General features: G+C 71.4%; 16 protein-coding genes and 1 pseudogene. 3 read left to right on the plus strand and 14 right to left on the minus strand.

The genetic code is table 11. The features are described 5' to 3' along the window. Positions 1 to 18: 18 nt before the first annotated feature. From VMR86_01005 to dprA, 10 genes and pseudogenes are all read right to left on the minus strand, one after another. Positions 19 to 729 carry a tetratricopeptide repeat protein gene (locus VMR86_01005; protein HTO05610.1) on the minus strand — a complete coding sequence of 237 codons (711 nt, stop codon included), beginning with the start codon at positions 727 to 729 and terminating at the stop codon, positions 19 to 21. A 48-nt stretch (positions 730 to 777) separates the two neighbouring features. Then, positions 778 to 2,310 (minus strand): annotated as a pseudogene (dnaK, locus tag VMR86_01010) (molecular chaperone DnaK). Then, positions 2,307 to 3,341: a DnaJ domain-containing protein gene (locus VMR86_01015; GenBank protein HTO05611.1), complete on the minus strand. Its 1,035-nt coding sequence runs from the start codon at positions 3,339 to 3,341 to the stop codon at positions 2,307 to 2,309. The pseudogene dnaK and the gene VMR86_01015 overlap by 4 nt, the downstream one beginning before the upstream one ends. A gap of 96 nt (positions 3,342 to 3,437) precedes the next feature. Next, a complete protein-coding gene (gene argF, locus VMR86_01020) occupies positions 3,438 to 4,385 on the minus strand; it encodes an ornithine carbamoyltransferase (protein HTO05612.1) in 948 nt (315 codons plus the stop codon). Beyond that, positions 4,366 to 5,232 (minus strand): acetylglutamate kinase, encoded by an 867-nt coding sequence (argB, locus tag VMR86_01025; protein ID HTO05613.1) that lies wholly within the window; start codon positions 5,230 to 5,232, stop codon positions 4,366 to 4,368. The genes argF and argB overlap by 20 nt, the downstream gene beginning before the upstream one ends. Before the next feature lie 6 nt (positions 5,233 to 5,238). Continuing rightward, positions 5,239 to 6,552 carry an ATP-dependent protease ATPase subunit HslU gene (hslU, locus tag VMR86_01030; GenBank protein HTO05614.1) on the minus strand — a complete coding sequence of 438 codons (1,314 nt, stop codon included), beginning with the start codon at positions 6,550 to 6,552 and terminating at the stop codon, positions 5,239 to 5,241. After that, entirely contained in the window at positions 6,549 to 7,088 is a 540-nt protein-coding gene (gene hslV / locus VMR86_01035; protein HTO05615.1) for an ATP-dependent protease subunit HslV, read from the minus strand. The genes hslU and hslV overlap by 4 nt, the downstream gene beginning before the upstream one ends. Continuing rightward, positions 7,085 to 7,993 carry a tyrosine recombinase XerC gene (locus VMR86_01040; protein HTO05616.1) on the minus strand — a complete coding sequence of 303 codons (909 nt, stop codon included), beginning with the start codon at positions 7,991 to 7,993 and terminating at the stop codon, positions 7,085 to 7,087. The genes hslV and VMR86_01040 overlap by 4 nt, the downstream gene beginning before the upstream one ends. Continuing rightward, positions 7,990 to 9,312 carry a methylenetetrahydrofolate--tRNA-(uracil(54)-C(5))-methyltransferase (FADH(2)-oxidizing) TrmFO gene (gene trmFO, locus VMR86_01045; GenBank protein HTO05617.1) on the minus strand — a complete coding sequence of 441 codons (1,323 nt, stop codon included), beginning with the start codon at positions 9,310 to 9,312 and terminating at the stop codon, positions 7,990 to 7,992. Before trmFO ends, VMR86_01040 begins: the two co-directional genes overlap by 4 nt. Positions 9,313 to 9,337: 25 nt before the next feature. Continuing rightward, on the minus strand, positions 9,338 to 10,399 hold the full coding sequence (gene dprA / locus VMR86_01050; protein HTO05618.1) for a DNA-processing protein DprA: 1,062 nt from the start codon (positions 10,397 to 10,399) through the stop codon (positions 9,338 to 9,340). Positions 10,400 to 10,448: 49 nt separating this feature from the next. Here dprA and VMR86_01055 point away from each other — a divergent pair, with 49 nt between their 5' ends. After that, on the plus strand, positions 10,449 to 11,147 hold the full coding sequence (locus tag VMR86_01055) for a CPBP family glutamic-type intramembrane protease (protein HTO05619.1): 699 nt from the start codon (positions 10,449 to 10,451) through the stop codon (positions 11,145 to 11,147). Beyond that, positions 11,147 to 13,738 (plus strand): valine--tRNA ligase, encoded by a 2,592-nt coding sequence (valS, locus tag VMR86_01060; GenBank protein HTO05620.1) that lies wholly within the window; start codon positions 11,147 to 11,149, stop codon positions 13,736 to 13,738. Before VMR86_01055 ends, valS begins: the two co-directional genes overlap by 1 nt. A 68-nt stretch (positions 13,739 to 13,806) precedes the next feature. On the opposite strand, the gene VMR86_01065 is transcribed toward valS, so the two are convergent. Together VMR86_01065 and VMR86_01070 are read right to left on the minus strand one after the other, a co-directional pair. Beyond that, the gene (locus VMR86_01065; protein ID HTO05621.1) at positions 13,807 to 14,706 is read right to left on the minus strand and encodes a CoA ester lyase; all 900 of its coding nucleotides are present in this window, start codon (positions 14,704 to 14,706) and stop codon (positions 13,807 to 13,809) included. 111 nt (positions 14,707 to 14,817) lie between these two features. Then, the gene (locus VMR86_01070; protein ID HTO05622.1) at positions 14,818 to 15,126 is read right to left on the minus strand and encodes a hypothetical protein; all 309 of its coding nucleotides are present in this window, start codon (positions 15,124 to 15,126) and stop codon (positions 14,818 to 14,820) included. Between the two features lie 82 nt (positions 15,127 to 15,208). On the opposite strand from VMR86_01070, the gene VMR86_01075 reads away from it, so the two are divergent. Beyond that, complete coding sequence (locus VMR86_01075) at positions 15,209 to 16,378, plus strand: LLM class flavin-dependent oxidoreductase (protein HTO05623.1); 1,170 nt, start codon at positions 15,209 to 15,211, stop codon at positions 16,376 to 16,378. A gap of 101 nt (positions 16,379 to 16,479) precedes the next feature. Here VMR86_01075 and VMR86_01080 read toward each other — a convergent pair whose 3' ends face one another. Together VMR86_01080 and VMR86_01085 are read right to left on the minus strand one after the other, a co-directional pair. Further along, positions 16,480 to 17,604, minus strand: a complete 1,125-nt coding sequence (locus VMR86_01080; protein HTO05624.1) for a LysM peptidoglycan-binding domain-containing protein — start codon at positions 17,602 to 17,604, stop codon at positions 16,480 to 16,482. A gap of 180 nt (positions 17,605 to 17,784) precedes the next feature. After that, the coding region (locus VMR86_01085; protein HTO05625.1) for a tetratricopeptide repeat protein at positions 17,785 to 18,793 on the minus strand (1,009 nt) is incomplete at its 5' end.

Below are 18,793 nucleotides of genomic sequence, written 5' to 3' on the forward strand. Positions count from 1 at the left end.
CCCGACCCCGCGAAGCGCTTACTCGACGATGCCTTCGCGCAGCAGCTTGGCGATGATCTCGAGCGTCCGGACGCGGTCGGCGGTCGAGAGCGAGATCAGGTCGGCGATCGACATGCGGCCGTCGATCTGGGAGAGCATGAAGCCCTCGTCGGGCTGAAGGCGCAGCTTCATGATCTGCGCCGTGGTGACCTTGAGGCGCAGCACGCGGCCCTGGTCGCCGATCTCCTTGGCCCAGGCCTGCGCGCGCTCGGTGCGCACGAGCTGGAGATAGCCCTGCACGTCGAGCCGGTCGGGCTGCTCCTTGGCCAGGCGGCGCAGCTCGTTCCAGGCGTCGTCGTAGCGGCCTTCCTTGTAGGCCGAGAGCGCGAGCTGGATCTGCGTGTCCGGGTTGTCGGTGTCGGCGTCGAACTCGACCACCGGGCCGCTCTTCGGGGTGTCGTCCTCGTCGGTGACCGGCTTGGGCGGAGGGGCCTTGGCGGCCGGCTTCTTGGCGGGCGCGGCCTTGGCCGGCGCGGCCGCGGGCTTCACGCCCTTGGGCCCGGCCTTGCGCCGGCCTCCGCCCTGCTCCTCGTAAGCGGTCTCGAGATAGTCGTGGACCGCCTGGTTCTCCGGATCCAGCGCGCGCGCCTGCTCCCAGCAGGAGATCGCCGACTCCAGGTCGCCCAACCCGTAGTGGTTGAGGCCCCGCTTGAGGAGCCGAGTGACTTCAGCGTGTCTGGCGTCGTCCACGGCTCAGCCCTTGACGGCAACCTCTTCGCCCTGCTGGTACGCGCCGGCGAGTCTCTCGATCTCCTCGGGCGTGAGCGTGCCGCGCGGGTTGACCTGGATGGACTGGGCGCGCCCGGTCGCGAGGTCGCGCGCCGAGACCGACACGATGCCGTTCGCGTCGATGTCGAAGGTGACCTCGATCTCCGGCTGCCCCTTGGGTCCGGGCGGGATCCCGGCCAGCACGAACTCTCCGAGCAGATCGTTGTCGTCGGCGCGGTCGGACTCACCCTGTAGCACGCGGATCTTCACTGCGGTCTGGTTGTCGCGGGTCGTGGTGAAGATCTCCTGGCGCGAGGTCGGCACCGTGGTGTTGCGCTCGATCAGCTTGGCGAAGTGACCGCCGAAGGTCGCGATGCCGAGCGACAGCGGAGTCACGTCGACCAGCAGCGGTCCCTCCTTCTCCTCGGAGAGCATCGCGGCCTGGATCGCGGCGCCGACCGCCACCACCTCGTCGGGGTTCACGCCCTTGTGCGGCGTCTTGCCGAAGAAGGTCGCGACCGTCTTCTGCACCATGGGCATGCGCGTCTGGCCGCCGACCAAAAGCACCTGGTCGATCTGCTTCACGGTCAGCTTGGCGTCGTCGAGCGCGCGCTGAACGATCGGCTGCGTGCGCTCGACCAGGTCGCCGACCAGCTCCTCGAGCTTCTCGCGCGTGAGCAACAGGCTCATGTGCAGCGCGTTCTCCGCCGCGTCGGCGGCGATGAACGGCAGGTTGATCTCGGTGGACTGGAGCTGCGAGAGGTCGCACTTGGCCTTCTCCGCGGCGTCCTTGAGCCGCTGCAGCGCCATGGTGTCTCCGCGCAGCTGCACGCCCTCCTTCTCCTGGAAGTTCGCGAGCAGATGCTCGACGATGCGCCGGTCGAAGTCCTCGCCGCCCAGCTGCGTGTCACCCGAGGTCGCGAGCACCTCGATCACGCCCTTGCCCATCTGCAGGATCGAGATGTCGAACGTGCCGCCGCCCAGGTCGTAGACCGCGATGTTCTCGGTCTTGTCGCGCCCGAAGCCGTAGGCCAGCGCCGCCGCGGTGGGCTCGTTGATGATGCGCAGGAGCTCGAGGCCCGCGATGCGGCCCGAGTCGCGCGTGGTCTGGCGCTGCGCGTCGTTGAAGTAGGCCGGCACCGTGATCACCGCCTGCTGCACCGTGTCGCCGAGATACTCCTCGGCCACGCGCTTCATCTCGCGCAGCACGATGCCCGAGATCTCGGGGATCGTGTACACGCGGCCGGCCACGCGCACGCGCACGTCGTTGTTCGGGCCCTGCACCAGCTCGTAGGGCAGGAGCTCCTTGAACTTGGTCACGTCCGGCGAGTCGAAGCTGCGCCCGATCAGCCGCTTCGCGGCGTAGACCGTGTTCTTCGCGTTGGTGACGGCCTGGCGCTTGGCGAGGTGACCCACCAGGCGCTTGCCCTCTTCAGTGACTGCGAAGATCGACGGCGTCGTCTTGTAGCCACCCGTGTTGGGAATCACGACCGGCTGGCCGTCCTCGAGGATGGCTACGCACGAGTTCGTGGTACCCAGGTCGATTCCAATCACTCGGCTCATGATGTTTCCTTCGCTGCATCGGAGGCGGGCAGCGTGTGGAGGGCCTGTCGGATGCCCTTGTCCATCGGATCGAGCTCCCAGGCCTTCTGCAGGTGCTTGCGGGCCTTCTGTGAGTCGCCGGACTTGCGATAGATCTCGCCGGCGGCCTTGCGGAAGCGCACGTTCTCCTCGTCGAGCGACACCGCGCGCTCGACGTACACCGCGGCCTTCTCGAGCCCGCCCTCGAGCCCGGCCAGGAGCTCGGCCAGCTTGTGGGCGAGCTCGGCGTCGGTGGGCGAGAGCTGGGCCGCTTCTTCCAAGAGCTCGGCTGCGCCCGCGCGGTCGCCGCGCAGCAGGATCTCGGCCTTGCGGCGCACCTCGGAGGCGCGCTCCGCGTTGGCGCGCGGCAGGATCTCGGCCAGCTCGTCGTGGTAGCGCTTCTCGCGCGGGTCGAAGGCGAGCGCCAGCTCGACCAGCTGCGCGGCGCGCGCCCAGTCACCGTTCTTCTTCTGCAGCATGGCGGCCTCGAACTGCTTGGCGGCGCGCGCGCGGCTCTGTTCCAGCTGGCGCTGCAGCGAGACCAGCATGAGGCCCGGAGACTTCAGGCCCAGGCGGCTGCGCAGCGAGGCGCCGCGTCCCGAGGTGGGCGCGCGCGAGACCGGCACCGCCGGCGGCGGCAGCACCACGGGTCGTGACTCGGCGGTGGTCGGAGTGAGTGACCGGTCGTACGCGCCGCGCAGCTTCGAGTCGCGCAGCACGTCGTGTGCGGCGACGATGCGCTTGTAGACTTCGTGCAAGAGCTCGCCGTACGGGCCCAGCTCCTTCTTGAAGTAGCGGTCCGGGTGATAGGTCTTCGAGCGCTGGAAGAACGCGTCGCGGATCTCGGCGGGCTCGGCTTCGCGCGGGACGCCGAGCACGTCGTAGTAGTTCAGCGAGGGCAGCGCCTTGGCGAACTCGCGGATCTCGCGCTGGAACGCGTCGGGCAAGTCGACGCGAGCGCCCGCTTTGGCCGCCTCGTTCGAGGCCGCTTCGCCGTCGGTGCTCGAACCCATTCCGCCTCCACGCGAACGCGCAATTCGCCCCACAAGCTATCGGGGTGACTCGGCGGAAAATTGAGGCGCAGGTCGGCGCGCCTGACGCGCCTGTCGCTAGGAGCGCGCGATCAAGAGCTCGAGGATGGCTTTCTGTGCGTGTAGACGATTTTCAGCCTGATCGAACACGAGCGAGCGCTCGGAGTCGACCACCTCGGCGGTGATCTCCTCGCCGCGATGCGCGGGCAGGCAGTGCAGGATGCGCGCCTCGGGCGCGAGCGCCACCAGCTCGGCGTTGACCTGGTACGGGCGGAAGACGCGCTTGCGTGACTCGGCTTCGCTCTCCTGTCCCATGCTGGCCCACACGTCGGTGTAGATGAAGCGCGCGCCCTTCACCGCCTCGCGCGGGTCGGCCACGAAGCGGAGCTGCGCGCCGTTCCCGGCCGCGCGCTCGCGCGCCGCGCGCACCAGCTCGGCGTCGGGCGCGAAGCCCGGTGGCGTGCACACCACCAGCGACATGCCCAGACACGCGGCCAGGTTGATCAGCGAGTGACACATGTTGTTGCCGTCGCCGACGTAGGTGAGCTGGTCGGCGCGCAGGTCGCCGTGCTCGAGGATCGTGAGCGCGTCGGCCATGGCCTGGCAGGGGTGCAGCCGGTCGGTGAGCGCGTTGATCACCGGCACGCTGGCGTGCGCGGCCAGGGTCTCGACCAGGTCGTGGCCGAAGGTGCGCGCGACGATGCCGTGGCACCAGCGCGACAGGTTGCGCGCCACGTCCTCGGTCGGCTCGCGCTCGCCGATCTGCACCTGCCCGGGCGGGAGATACACCGGGAACCCGCCCAGCTCGACCACGCCGACCTCGAAGGTCACGAACGTGCGCAGGCTCGGCTTGGCGAAATACAACAGCACCGACGCGCCGTCGAGCGAGCGCACGGGCACGCGCCGCTTGCGCAGGTCCTTCAGCTCGCGCGCGCGCGCGAGCATGCGCTCGATCGCCTCGCGCGGCCAGTCGGCGATCGACAGGAAGTCCTTGGGCAGGCGCGGCTCAGGGCTTCGTGCGGACAAGCTTGGTCCCCACGCCGCCGTCGGTGAAGATCTCGAGCAGGAGCGCGTGCGGGACGCGCCCGTCGATGATGTGCGCCGCAGTGACTCCGCGCTCCATCGCGTGCACGGCGCACTCGAGCTTCGGAATCATGCCGCCCTTCACGGTGCCCGTGGCGATCGCGCGCCGTACCTCGCCCTCGGTCATCTGGTGGATCAGCTGCTTGTCGGCGTCGAGCACGCCTTCCACGTCGGTGAGCAGGATCAGCTTCTCGGCGGACAGCGCCTCGGCGATCGCGCCGGCCGCGGTGTCCGCGTTCACGTTGTAGGTGTGGCCCTCGGCGTCGACGCCGACCGGCGCGATCACGGGAATGAAGCCGTCCTTGGTGAGCGTGCGGATCAGCGACACGTCCACGCGGTCCGGGTTGCCCACGCGGCCCAGGTCGCGGCCGCCCGGACCCAGCAGCCGGGTCACGCGCAGGAAGCCGCCGGAGTCCTTGCCGGTGAGTCCGATCGCCAGCCCGCCGGCGTCGCCGATCAGTGACACGATCTCGCCGTTGATCTGGCCCCCGAGCACCATCTCGACCACTTCCATGGTCTCTTCGTCGGTGACTCGCACGCCGTCGACGAACTCGGTCTTCTTGCCCAGGCGCGCCAGGAGCTCGCCGATCTGCGGCCCGCCGCCGTGCACGATCACCGGGCGCAGCCCGATGAAGCGCAGGAGCGTCACGTCCTTGGCGAACGAGGCCTTGAGCGCGTCGTTCTCCATGGCGGCGCCGCCGTACTTGACCACCACGGTCTTCTCGAAGAAGGCGCGGATGTACGGCAGCGCCTCGATCAGGGTGTTCGCCTTGCGGATCAGCTCTTCCATGGCGGCCTACAAGATGAAGCGCGACAGCTCGCGGTCGCCCGCGATGTCGGCGAGTCTCTCGCGCACGCGCGCGCCGTCGAACACCTCGCTCGAGCCGCCGCGGTCCGGCGCCTCGAACAGCGCGTCGTCGAGCAGTCTCTCGAGCACCGTGTGCAGCCGGCGCGCGCCGATGTTCTCGGTCGAGCGATTCACCTCGGCCGCGATGCGCGCGATCTCCCGGATCGCGTCCGGCTTGAACTCGAGCCGCACGTTCTCGGTGGCGAGCAGCGCCTGATACTGTTTCACGAGCGCATTGTGGGGTTCCTCGAGGATCCGCACAAATGCCGCCTCGTCGAGGTCTAGAAGCTCGACGCGGATCGGGAAGCGGCCCTGCAGCTCGGGGATCAGGTCGGACGGCCGTGACACGTGGAAGGCGCCCGCCGCGATGAACAGGATGTGGTCGGTGCGCACCGTGCCGTGCTTGGTCTGCACGCTCGTGCCCTCGACGATCGGCAGCAGGTCGCGCTGCACGCCCTCGCGCGAGACGTCGGGCCCGTGTGTCTCGCGGCGCGCGATCTTGTCGATCTCGTCGATGAACACGATCCCGCTCTGCTCGACCCGCTGGAGCGCGCGCTCGCGCACCGCGTCCTGGTCGATCAGGCGCGAAGCCTCGTCGTCGCGCAGGAACTCGCGCGCCTGCGCGACCTTGACCCGCCGGGCACGCGTGCGCTTGGGCATCAGGTTGCCCATCAGGTCCTTGAGCGAGACGCCCATCTCCTCGATGCCCTGCGGCGAGAAGATCTCGAGCGTGGACGAGCTGCGCTCGGGCATCTCGATCTCGACCTCGCGCTCCTCGAGCTCGCCGTCGCGCAGCTTCTGGCGCAGGCGCTCGCGCGTCGGGTCTTCGGCGCTGGTGACTCCGGGTCCGCGCGGATACAGCGCGTCGAGCAGTCTCTCCTCGGCGACGCGCTCCGCCGAGGCGCGCACCTTCGCCAGCTCCTCCTCGCGCACCAGCTTGATGCCGATCTCCATCAGGTCGCGCACGATCGACTCGACGTCGCGGCCCACGTAGCCGACCTCGGTGAACTTCGAGGCCTCGACCTTCGCGAACGGCGCCGCCGCGAGCTTGGCCAGTCGCCGCGCGATCTCGGTCTTGCCCACGCCGGTGGGCCCGATCATCAGGATGTTCTTGGGGTGGATCTCGTCGCGCAGGTCGCCCGTCACGTTCTGCCGGCGCCAGCGGTTGCGCAGCGCGATCGCGACCGCGCGCTTGGCGGCGTGCTGTCCGACGATGTAGCGGTCGAGCTCGGACACGACCTCGCGGGGGGTGAAGGTCCTCAAAGCGCGAGCTCCTCCACGCTGATCTGGTCGTTGGTGTACAGACAGATCTCGGCCGCGATGCGCAGGCTCCGCTCGGCGATCTCGCGCGCGCCCATCGGCGTCGCGTCCATCAGCGCGCGCGCGGCGGCCAGCGCGAACGAGCCGCCCGAGCCGATCGCGGCCACGCCGCCGTCGGGCTCGATCACGTCGCCGTTGCCCGAGATCACCAGCAGGTCTTGTGAGTCCGCCACGATCAGCAGCGCCTCGAGCCGGCGCAGCGCGCGGTCGGTGCGCCAGTCTTTCGCGAGCTCGACCGCGGCGCGGCGCAGGATCCCGCCGCGCTCCTCGAGCTTGGCCTCGAAGCGCTCGGCCAGCGCGAAGGCGTCGGCGGTCGAGCCGGCGAAGCCGGCGATGACTCGCCCGCCGTGCAGCCGCTGCACCTTGCGCGCAGTGCGCTTCATGATCGTGTTGCCGAGCGTCACCTGGCCGTCGCCGGCGATCACCACGCTCTTGCCGCGCTTCACGGCGATCACGGTGGTGCCGTGGAACTCGCTCACTGCCGTTCTCCCTTGGCGCGCGGATGGGCCGAGCGGTACACGCGCGACAGGTGCTCGGCGGAGACCTGCGTGTAGCGCTGGGTCGTGGACAGCCGCTCGTGGCCCAAGAGCTCCTGGATCGCGCGCAGGTCGGCATCGGCCTCCAGCATGTGAGTCGCGTACGAGTGTCTCAAGGTGTGGGGGCTGGCCGGCCGGGCGATGCCCGCCACGCGCAGGCGCCGGCGCAGGATCACGCGCACGCCGCGCTCGCCCAGCGCGCCGCCGCGCGCGTTCGTGAACAGGGGCTGCGCGAGCAGCCCCTCTTGGGGGCGCAGCGCGAGCCACGCGTCGAGCGCGCGCTGGGTGGCGGCCGTCACGGGAATGATCCGCTCTTTGTTGCCCTTGCCGCGCACCCGCACCTCGCAACGGTAGCGGTCCCAGTCCCGGACGCGCAGCTTGGCCAGCTCGCCCACGCGCATGCCGGTGCCGTAGAGCAGCTCGAACAGCGCGCGGTCGCGCGTGGACAGCTCGGGCGCGCGCCCGGGGTCGTCGCTCTCGATCAGTCTCTCGCAGTCCTCGGCCGCCAGCGGCGACGGCACGCGCCGCTCCTGCTTCAGGCTGTGCAGGCCCTCGCTCGGGTCGACCGCGCGCGCGCCGGTCTTCACGCGGAAGCGGAAGAACGCGCGCAGCGCGGCCAGCCGCCGGTTCCGGCTCGAGCTCTTGAGCGTGCGGTGGAAGCCGGCGAGATAAGCGCGCAGCGCCAGTGATTCGATGCGGTCCAGGCCGCCCGAGCGCACGCACTCGGGGCTCTCGGCCAGCCGGCGCGCCTCGCCCAGATAGGCGCGCAGCGTGTGCGGCGAGAGCGCGCGCTCCGCGGTCAGGTGGCGCTCGAAGGCCGCCAGCGCGCGGGAGTCCGCGGGAGTCACGCGACGACCGCGCGCAGCCAGGGCGCGAGGTCTGCGCGCGCGCGCGCCGCGAGCCGCACGTGGCGCTCGCGCCGGGGGCCGCGCGCTTCGCGCCCCTCGAGCGCGGGGAAGAGGCCGAAGCTCACGTTCATGGGCTGGAAGTGTCTGGGGTCGGCGTGGCGCAGGTGGCCGAGCAGCGCGCCCAGCGCCGTCGTCGCCGGCGGGAGCGGCGCTCTCTCGCCCGCGGCCTTGGCGGCCACGAAGATGCCCGCGAGCAAGCCCAGCGCCGCCGACTCGACGTAGCCCTCGACGCCGGCCATCTGGCCGGCGAAGTGCAGCCCCGGCCGCGCCCGGTGCTCGAGTGTCTCGTCGAGCAGCTCGGGTGCGCGGATGAAGGTGTTGCGGTGCACCGAGCCCAGCCTCGCGAACACGGCCCGCTCCAGTCCCGGCAAGCTGCGGAAGATGCGCTTCTGCTCGCCGATCTTGAGCTTGGTCTGGAAGCCGACCAGGTTGTACAGCGAGCCGGCCTTGTCCTCCTGGCGCAGCTGGACCACGGCGTAGGGCGCCGGACCGCCGCGCGGATCTGCCAGCCCCACCGGCTTCATCGGCCCGAAGGCCAGTGTCTCCGGCCCGCGCTCGGCCATGACCTCGATCGGCAGACAGCCCTCGAAGTACACCGGCTTCTCGAACTGGTGCAGCGGCACCTTCTCGGCCGCGACCAGCTCGGACACGAAGGTGTAGTAGGCCGAGCGCTCGAGCGGCGAGTTGAGATAGTCGCCTTCGGCGCCGCCTGCGTCCTGCCAGCGCGAGGCGCGGAACAGCCGCTCGTGGTCGAGGCTGTCGGCGTAGACCACCGGTGCGATCGAGTCGTAGAAGTAGAGTGAGTCGCCGCACAGCGCGCGTATCTCTTCGGCGAGTGAGTCGGAGGTGAGCGGGCCCGTGGCGACGATGGTCAGTCCCTGCGGCAGCTCGCGCACCTCGCGGCGCACGAGCTCGATCCGGGGCTCGGCCTCGATGCGCGAGGCGATCTCGCGCGCGAAGGCCACGCGGTCGACCGCCAGCGCCGAGCCCGCGGGCACGCGGGTCGCGTCGGCCGCCGACAGCACCAGCGACCCCGCGCGGCGCATCTCTTCGTGCAAGAGGCCCACGGCGTTCTCGGGCGCGTCGGAGCGCAGGCTGTTCGAGCACACCAGCTCCGCCAGCTCGTCGGTCGTGTGCGCGGGCGACCGCTGCTCCGGGCGCATCTCGTAGAGCGTGACCGGCACGCTCCGGCGCGCGAGCTGCCACGCGGCCTCGCAGCCCGCGAGCCCGCCTCCGACCACCTGTACGCGCGCCGCCATGGGGGTCGAAACATAGCTCGGACGCTCAGGATCCGGCCCGCGTGGCGGCCAGGCGCGCGCCCTCGCGCCGGACCCGGCCCTCGAGCTCGAGCTCGAGCAGCGCGGGGGCCAGGTCGGCCGGGCTGCGGCCCAGCCCGCGGGCGAGCTGGTCGAGCTCGCACGGGCCGTCCGCCAGATGAGCCAGGATGGCCCGCGCCGCGGGCGATCCCCCGGCTCTTGGCGCGGCGGCCGGCCGCGCCGCGAGCGGACCCAGCACGGCCGCCCGCAGGTCGTCGGCGTCGAGGATCGGCGTGGCGCCCTCGCGCAGCAGGCGGTTCGACCCGCGACACAGATCGGTGTCGATCGGGCCGGGCACGACCGCCACGTCGCGGCCCTGCTCGAGCGCGTGGCGCGCGCTCCACAGCGACCCGCTCCGCTCGCGCGCCTCGACCAGGAGAGTGACTCGCGCCAGCCCCGAGATCAGGCGGTTGCGCTCGGGGAAGTGACGCGGGTGCGCGTCGGCCCAGGGATCGCGCTCGGAGAGCCAGGCGCCGCCCGCGGCCAGGATGCGCGCGGCGAGCGGCGCCTGGCCGTGCGGAGTCACGATGCAAAGCCCCGACGCCAGCACCGCCACCGTCGGGCCGCCGCCGGCCAGCGCCCCTTCGTGCGCCGCGCCGTCGATGCCGTAGGCCAGGCCCGAGACGATCGCCACGCCCGCGCGCGCCAGCTCGGCCGCGAATGCCTGCGCGCAGGCGCGCGCGCGCGACGACGGACGGCGCGAGCCCACGATCGCCAGCGCCGGCCCCGCCGGCAGCGCCCCGCGCAGCCACAAGAGCAGCGGCGCATCCGGGATCTCGCGCAGCGCCGCCGGGAACTCGGCCGAGTCGGGCGCGAGCGCGCGCACCCCCGAGTCACTCGCGCGCGCGAGCATGCGCTCGGCCGCGCGCGGGTCGGCGCGCCGCAGCGCAGCGGCGAGCCGCGGGGCGAGACCCTTGCCTCCGGCCGCGAGCGCGGCGCGCGCCGAGCCGGCCGATGCGAGCAGTGCCCGTACGTGGGGCCGGGACAAGACCGCGCCCAGCGCGATGCGCGCGATGACTTCCGCGTCCAAGCCGACTCCGCGGGACCGCGCGGCGTGAGTGCGGCTAGAGTAGCCGCCCATGTCGGACCCCGCCGCGCGCACGCCCGCCTCGCTGCTCGTGCCGTACGCGGCGCCCTACGTGCTGTATGTCGCGATCGGCGCGCTCGCCGATCCGCGCAGCCATGCGCTCTGGATCTACGGCGCGCGGCTGGTCGCCGTGGGTGCGGCGCTGGCGTTCTACTGGCGCCGCTGGCTGCCGCTGCGCGGCCCGCGCCCGGTCGCGGGCTCGATCGCCTGGGGTGCGCTCTTCGGGCTGGCCGGAGCCGGCCTCTGGCTCGGGCTGCATGCGCCGTTCGCGCCGTCCGACGCCCCCGCCTGGAGCGAGGGCGCCTGGGCGGCCCGGGCGCTGGGCGCGACGCTCCTGCCACCCCTGATCGAGGAGCCGCTGTTCCGCGGCTGGGCGCTCGGAGTGGGGGTGCTCTACGCGCAGGCGCGCGCCGCGGGCGACCCGGCGCCGCTGGGCCGGGCGCTCGACCGCTCCGACCTGGCCTCGGTCGCGCCGGGCGCCTGGACGCCGCTCGCGCTGGTCGGCTCGACCGCCCTGTTCGCCGCCGGTCACCACGCCGGCGAGTGGCTCGCGGCGTGCGGCTACGGCGCGCTCATGTGCGCTCTCTGGATCGCGCGCGGCGACCTCGTATCATGCATTTCCGCCCACGCGGTCACGAACGCGGCGCTCGCCGTGTTCGCGCGCGCGACCGGTGCTTGGGGAAGCTGGTGATGTCGGAGATCCCGGAAAGCTACGTGCCCGAAGAGGCGGAGCGCCGCTGGGCGGAGCGCTGGGAGCGCGACGGCGTGTACCGCTGGGACCCGAACCGTCCGCGCTCGGAGACGTTCGTGGTGGACACGCCGCCGCCCACGGTCTCCGGGAAGCTGCACATCGGGCACGTGTTCAGCTACGTGCACGCCGACGCGATCACGCGCTACCAGCGCATGCTGGGCAAGAACATCGCGTTCCCGATCGGCTGGGACGACAACGGCCTGCCGACCGAGCGGCGCGTGCAGATCGTGCTCGGGATCCGGCCCAACCCGCGACTCACGTACGACCCGAATTGGCAGCCGCGCCGCGACAAGCCGGCCGACGCGCCGCTCGAGGACGTGTCTCCCCAGAACTTCATCGAGGCGTGCAAGCTCGTGATGAGCGACGACGAGGCGGTGTTCGAGGCGCTGTGGCGCCGGCTCGGTCTCTCGTACGACTGGACGCAGCTCTACCGGACGATCGCCGACTTCCCGCGGCGCATGGCGCAGCTCTCGTTTCTCGACCTGATCGCGAAGGGCGAGGCGTACTCGAAGTACGCGCCCACGGTGTGGGACGTCGACGACCAGACCGCGATCGCGCAGGCGGAGACTGAGGACCGCGAGCAGCCGGGCGCCTTCCACGACCTCTGCTTCGCCGTCGAGGGCGAGCGGCCGATCACGATCTCGACCACGCGGCCCGAGCTCCTGGGCGCGTGCGTGGCGGTGGTCGCGCACCCGAACGACGAGCGCTACCGCAGCTACTTCGGCAAGACCGCGCGCACGCCTCTCTTCCACGCGCGCGTGCCGATCCTGCGCGCCGAGCACGCCGACCCCGAGAAGGGCACGGGCATCCTCATGGTGTGCACGTTCGGCGACCAGGCCGACGTGGAGTTCTGGCGCACGCAGGGCCTGCCGCTGCGCCAGCTGATCGGCCCCGACGGCCGCATGCGGCGCGTCGCGTACGGCGAGTCACCCTTCGAGAGCGCCGACCCGGCGCGCGCGCGTGCGGCCTGGGCCGAGCTCGAGGGCAAGACCGTGAAGCAGGCGCGCACGAAGATCGTCGAGCTCTTGCGCGCCGACGGGTCACTCGCCGGTGAGCCGCGCCCGATCACGCACGCGGTGAAGTTCTACGAGCGCGGCTCGCGCCCGCTCGAGTTCCTGCCCACGCGCCAGTGGTTCGTGCGCCTGCTCGAGCACCGCGACGCGCTACTCGAGCAGGGGCGCAAGATCGCCTGGCACCCGAGTCACATGCGGCTGCGCTACGAGAACTGGGTGCAGGGCCTGAACCAGGACTGGTGCATCAGCCGCCAGCGCTTCTCGGGCGTGCCGTTCCCGGTCTGGTACCGGCTCGACGCGAACGGCGAGGCCGATCACGAGCGCCCGATCTACGCGCGGCCCGACGAGCTGCCGGTCGACCCGCGGCTGGCGCCGCCGGCAGGCTTCCGTGAGTCACAGCGCGGTCAGCCCGGCGGCTTCGTCGGCGACGCGGACGTGATGGACACCTGGGCCACGTCGTCGATGTCGCCGCAGATCATGAGTCACTGGACGCTCGACCCCACGCGCCACGCGAAGCTCTTCCCGATGGACATGCGGCCGCAGGCGCACGAGATCATCCGGACCTGGGCCTTCTACACGATCGTGAAGGCCTACCTGCACGAGCGCCGGATCCCGTGGAAGAACGTGGTGATCAGCGGCTGGATCCTCGACCCGGACCGCAAGAAGATGGCCAAGTCCAAGGGCAACGTGACCACGCCGGGTCACCTGTTCGACCAGTACACCACCGACGGCGTGCGCTACTGGGCGTGCCGCGCGCGGCTGGGCGTGGACACGACCCTCGACGAGCAGGTCATGAAGCTCGGCAAGCGGCTGGCCACGAAGCTCGTGAACGCGGGCCGCTTCGTGATCCAGCAGCTCGAGCGCGCCGGTGAGTCGCATCCGCCGGCCGCGATCCAGCACCCGCTCGACCTGTCGTTCGTACAGCGCCTGCGCGACGTGGTGGCGCGCGCGACCGCGTCGTTCGAGAGCTTCGAATACGCCGCCGCCATCCAGGCCACGGAAGAGGCGTTCTGGGACTTCTGCGACAACTATCTCGAGATCGTGAAGGTGCGCGCCTACGCGGAGTCGCCGAGCGCGGACCAGCGCTCGGCGCTGGCCACGCTCGAGCTCGCGCTGCGCACGTTCCTGCGCCTGTTCGCGCCGGCGCTGCCGTTCGTGACCGAAGAGGTCTGGTCGTGGCGCTTCGGCGCGCGCTCGATCCACCGCGGCCCCTGGCCAACGGCGGCCGAGCTGGCCGGAATCCCGCTCGAGCGGGCCGACGGCGCGTACGCCGCCGCGGTCGAGATCTCGACCCGCATCCGCGGCGCCAAGACCAGCGCCAAGAAGAGCCTGCGCTGGCCGGTGGCGCGGCTCGAGGTGCGCGGCGCGGAGCGCGACCTGGCGGCGCTGCGCGCGGTGCTGCCCGACGTGCTCGCGGCCGGCGTGGTCGACACCAGCGTGTGTCACCTGGCGTCGGGCGCGCCCGCCGAGGGCGCCCTGTTCGCGACCGAGGTCGTGCTGGCCGAGACCGCCGCCTAGACGCGTTCCGATCCACTGCGTGCGCCTGCGGCTCACTGCGCGCAGGCTTCGGCGCTCGCGAACCTCGTTCAGGGCGGCCTTCGCTCGCTCGCCCCCGCGATCTGCAGCACACGCTCGGCCTGCTTCAGGTGCGGCATGTCGAGCATCTGGCCGTCGAGCCCGACCGTGCCCACGCCGGGGCTGGCGCGGAACGCGGCGACCACGCGCCTGGCGTGCGCGACCTCGGCCTCGCTCGGGCTGAACGCCTGCTGGATCACCGGCACCTGGTCGGGGTGGATCGCGATCTTGCCGGTGAAGCCGTCCATGCGCGCGCGCGCGCAAGTCTTCTCGAGCCCCGCCGAATCGCGGAAGTCGGGATACACGGTGTCGACGGGCTGCACGCCCGCCGCCACCGCGCCCGCCAGACACAGCGCACGCGCGAGCTGGTACACGAACGCGAGCTCGCCGTCGGGCCCGCGGTTGGTGCTGGCGCCCAGCGCGGCGGGCAGGTCCTCGGCGCCCCAGGTGAGTCCGGCGAGCCGCGCAGTCACTCCGGCGTAGCTGCCGAGCGAGAACACCGCGGCCGCGGTCTCGGTCGCGACCGGCACGATGCGCGTGCGCCCCGGCCGGATGCCCTCGCGCGCCTCGAGCGCGTCGAGATAGTGCGCCAGCGTCGCCACCTGCGCGCCCGAGTCGGTCTTGGGCACGACGATGCCGTCCGGCGCGCCCGGCATCACACCAGCCAGGTCGGCGAGCGCGTCTGCGGACGCGAGCGGATTGATGCGCACCCAGAGCTCCGAGCGCCGCGCGCCCGAGTCGGCCGCGCGCGCCGCGAGATACTCGCGCACCAGGCCGCGCGCCGCGGGCCGCCGCTCGGCCGCGACCGCGTCCTCGAGGTCGAGGATCAGCACGTCCGACCCGATCGCCTCGGCCTTGGCGAGCTTGCGCTCGCTGTCACCGGGCACGAACAGCCACGCTCGGGCAGTCATCCGGTCAGCCTACCTCAGGCTATGGCTCGCTGCAGGTGCCCGCGACCGCGCGCACGTCCGAGCCTTGTTCGACCACCATGTGCGCGGCCGAGGCGATGCACACGGGTCGCATCACACCGGGCCGTTCCGGGGCGAAGGGACACACCAGAAGGTCGGCGTAGAGCCGCCGCCCGGCGCGATCCGGTCGGCGAGACACTCGGGCTCGACGGGCGCCGGGTCGTCGGGAAACACGCCGAGCATGCGATGCGTGCCGACGACCCAGATGCGCCGCCCCGGGTTCCCGTTGCCGAGCGCGAGCCGGCCGTGCACGCTGAAACACGCGTCTGCCCGATCGGGATGCTTGGCGCACCCGGGCCACGGGGTGGATTCGTCGCCCCCGTATGACGCGGCCAGCAACACGAGCAACAGTGTCCGGGCCATCCGACGCTGAGTCTAGCGCTCGGATAGACTGCGGCCCGAGGGTCGCATGGCCACCCTGGCCATGCCCCGAGGGAGGCTTCGCATGTCCGAGCTCGCGCTGCGCAACGGCATCTTTCTCGCCCCGTTCCATCCCGTCGACGAGGACCCGACGCTCGCGCTGCGGCGCGATCTGGAGCTGGTCGAGTTTCTCGACCGCGTGGGCTACGACGAGGCCTGGATCGGCGAGCACCACTCGGCGGGCTACGAGATCATCGCCTCGCCCGAGCTGTTCATCGCGGCCGCGGCCGAGCGCACGCAGCGCATCAGGCTCGGCACGGGCGTGATCTCGCTGCCGTACCACAACCCGCTCATGGTCGCGGACCGCATGATCCAGCTCGACCACATGACCCGCGGACGCGCCATGTTCGGGGTCGGACCGGGACTCCTGCCCTCCGACGCGCACATGCTGGGCATCCCGGTCGCGAAGCAGCGCGACCGCATGATCGAGTCACTCGAGGTGATTTTGCGCCTCCTGGCCGGCGAGACCGTGACTGCCAAGACCGACTGGTTCGAGCTGCGCGACGCGCGCTGCCAGCTGCGCCCGTTCACGCGCCCGCGCCCGCACGTCGCGGTGGCGAGCACGGTGACTCCTTCGGGCGGCCGCGCGGCCGGGCGCTACGGCCTGGGCATGCTGTGCGTGGCCTCGACCCAGCCCGACGGCTTCGACGCCCTGGGCGTGAACTGGAAGGTGGCGTGTGACTTCGCAGCCGAGCGCGGCGCGGAGATGAACCGCGCCGACCTGCGCCTGGTGGCGCCGATCCACCTGGCCGCCACGCGCGAGCAGGCGCGCAAGAACGTGCAGTTCGGGCTCGAGAAGTGGGCCGCCTACTTCAACCGCATCAGCCCCGCGGGCTTCGGCAATCCGACGCCGAGCGGCGACCTGGTCGACGGCCTGATCGAGAGCGGCCGCGCCGTGATCGGCACGCCCGACGACGCCGTGGAGCTGGTCGAGAGACTCGAGAAGAAGACCGGCGGCTTCGGCGCGTTCCTGCAGCTCGCGCACAACTGGGCGGACTTCGAGAACACCAAGAAGTCGTACGAGCTGTTCGCGCGCTACGTGACTCCGCGGCTCGCCCTGGGCGCGAACCGCGCGCGCGAGGCCTCGCTCGCCTTCGCCGGCGACGGCGCACCCAAGTTCATGGGCGACGCCATGGCGGCAGCGCAGGCGTTCATCCAGCGCCACGCCGAGGAGGAGAGCCGGAAGTCCCGCTAGAACGCGCGCTAGAACGCGCTAGCGCGAGAGACTCGCGAAGGCCGCCCTGAGCGAGCGAGTCCCGCAAGCCGCTCCGCGGCGCGCAGCGAGCCGCAGGCGCGTTAGCGCGAGTTGCGGAACAAGTCCCCGACGTGCAGGTCGCGCTCCGACTTGGTGACCAGCGCGAGTGAGGTGCCCTCGCTCGCCTTCACCACGAACAGGTCGCCGATCACGTCGTCCGGGACCATCAGCATGTCTTTGGTGAGCGGGTCACGGACCTCTTTCGAGGGCCGGAACACGACCAGGCGCCGGCCCGCCACCATGCCCTGCTTGGTGCCGGCGTCGAGGATCACGAAGTCACCCGCGCCCGTGCGCTGGCGGTAGGGCTGGAACGCGACGATCGTGCCGCGCACGGCCTCGCCGGAGCGCACCTCGGTGATCGCGGCCGGCTCCTCCACGAACGGCAGCACGCGGTCGCCGGGCTGGATCTCGGCGTAGGACGTGATGATCTTGGCCCAGCTCGTTTCGGGATAGAGCTGCGTGATCTCCGCCTTGCCGAGCACCTGCACGAAGTAGCCGAGCGTCAGACCGGTCTGCGGGTGGCGCAGCTCGCGGCGCACGCGGAACACGGTGAACGCGTCGCCGACGTGGCCCTGACCCTCGCCGACCGACAGGATCGTGCGCTGGCCCTGGGCCATCCAGATGTTCTCGTCGTGATTGCCCATGACTGCGCCCGAGGCCTTCAGCTCGTTGGCAGTCACGAAGCTCACGCCCTGGAGCGTGGGCACGTCGACCTTCACCTCGCCGGTCACGTCGGCCGCGTCGAGCGAGGCGAACGGGTCGGACTCCTCGCCGGCCTGCGGGGCCGGCCCGGGTGCGGGCGCGGCGGGCAGCTCGGCGGCGGGCGCGGCCTCGGCCGGCGCGGCCTGGCTGGCAGCCGCGAGGCGCGCGGCCTCCTCGGGAGTCAGCGTGCGCATGGAGCCGGCGGAGATCCAGATCAGCTCGCCGGGATAGATGCGGTGGGGGTTCACCACCTTGCTCTCGTTCTCCTTCCAGACCGACGGCCAGATCCAGGGAGTGCCGAGATACTTCTGCGAGATGGCCCAGAGCGTGTCGCCTTTCTGGACCTTGTAGATCTGACCCTTGCGGCCGTCGGGAGTGACACCCTCGCCCTGCTCCTGCGCAAACGTGAGCGCGGGCAGCACGCAGAGTCCGACGGCCAGTAGGATGGGGCGCAGCGAGGACATGGATTCCCCCTTCTGCGCCGCGCATCGGCAATGGCCGACTGCGCCTTTACACGTCTTGTTGACTACGCTCGCCTTCGGCTCGCTGCGCGCGGCTCCGCCGCTTGCAGGCTCGGCTCAGGGCGGCCTTCGCCTCGCCTCCGTCGCCACTGCACTCGCCTGCGGCTCGCTGCGCGCGGCGATTCAGCCGGTCTGGAGCTCCTTCAGGAACTTCTCGGCGTCGGCACGCTCGGTGAAGTTCGAGACCTCGTCGAGGGCGCGCTTCAGCTCGGCGACAGCGCGGTCTCGCTCGCCATTGCGGTCGTACGCCTTGGCCAGGTGGTAGCGCACGGTGCCGCGCAGCGGGTGGCCCTCGGGGTACTTGTCGATCGCCTCGCGGAACAGCGCGATCGCCGCGGCGGGGATGCCCTTCTTGTACATGATCCAGCCCAGCGTGTCGGCGACGCTCGGGTTGTTGGGCAGCGCGTTCTTCGCGTCCTGCGCGAGCTGCAGCGCGCGGTCGAGGTCGGTCGGGCTGGGGTTGTCCACGTTGGCGAGCAGCCAGGCGAGGTTGTTCTTCGCGGCTGCCTGGTCCTGGTCGATGCGCAGGACGTCCTCGTAGTACTCCTTCGCCTGCTGCGTGCGACCGGCTGACTCACACAGCTGCGCGAGCTCGAGCGAGATGGCCGGGTTGTTCTTCTGCAGCGCGTGGGCCTTGTCGAAGGTCGCGATCGCCTGGTCCAGGCGCTTCTCGCCGCCTTCCTTGCGCCAGGCCTCGCGGTACAGCTTGCCCAGGGTCATGAGTGTCTCGACCCGGTTCGGGTCCTTCTCGATCGCGACCTTGAGGTCGGCCTCGGCCTTGTCGAAGGTGTCGGCCTTCTGGTCCGGGCTGCCCAGGCGGATCTTGGCGCGCATCTCGTAGAGCGCCGGGTTGTCGGGCTGCTGCGCGATCCAGCCGTCGACCTTCTTCATCGCCTGCTCGGGCTGGCGCTCGTCGAGGTCGGCCTGCGCCATCTCGGCCATCACGGCCGCGTTCTTCGGGTCTTCCTGGTGGAGTTTCTCGAGGATCGGCGCAGCCAGCTTCGGCTCGCGGGTGCGGCGGTAGAGCTGCGCGACCTTGAGCTTGGCCTCGACGGGCGCGCTGTCGGGAAGTTGGATCGCGTGCAGCGCTTCGCGCGCCTCGTGAATGCGCTTCAGCCGCACCAGCGCCTCG

Source organism: Myxococcota bacterium (genome assembly GCA_035498015.1).
GTDB lineage: Bacteria > Myxococcota_A > UBA9160 > SZUA-336 > SZUA-336 > VGRW01.

Coding starts and splice junctions, on each gene's coding strand:
- VMR86_01075 (HTO05623.1), top strand. CDS start 15,209: ATGTCCGAGCTCGCGCTGCGCAACGGCATCTTTCTCGCCCCGTTCCAT.
- argB (HTO05613.1), bottom strand. CDS start 5,232: ATGGAAGAGCTGATCCGCAAGGCGAACACCCTGATCGAGGCGCTGCCG.
- VMR86_01065 (HTO05621.1), bottom strand. CDS start 14,706: ATGACTGCCCGAGCGTGGCTGTTCGTGCCCGGTGACAGCGAGCGCAAG.
- trmFO (HTO05617.1), bottom strand. CDS start 9,312: ATGGCGGCGCGCGTACAGGTGGTCGGAGGCGGGCTCGCGGGCTGCGAG.
- VMR86_01055 (HTO05619.1), top strand. CDS start 10,449: ATGTCGGACCCCGCCGCGCGCACGCCCGCCTCGCTGCTCGTGCCGTAC.
- VMR86_01080 (HTO05624.1), bottom strand. CDS start 17,604: ATGTCCTCGCTGCGCCCCATCCTACTGGCCGTCGGACTCTGCGTGCTG.
- VMR86_01015 (HTO05611.1), bottom strand. CDS start 3,341: ATGGGTTCGAGCACCGACGGCGAAGCGGCCTCGAACGAGGCGGCCAAA.
- VMR86_01070 (HTO05622.1), bottom strand. CDS start 15,126: ATGGCCCGGACACTGTTGCTCGTGTTGCTGGCCGCGTCATACGGGGGC.
- valS (HTO05620.1), top strand. CDS start 11,147: ATGTCGGAGATCCCGGAAAGCTACGTGCCCGAAGAGGCGGAGCGCCGC.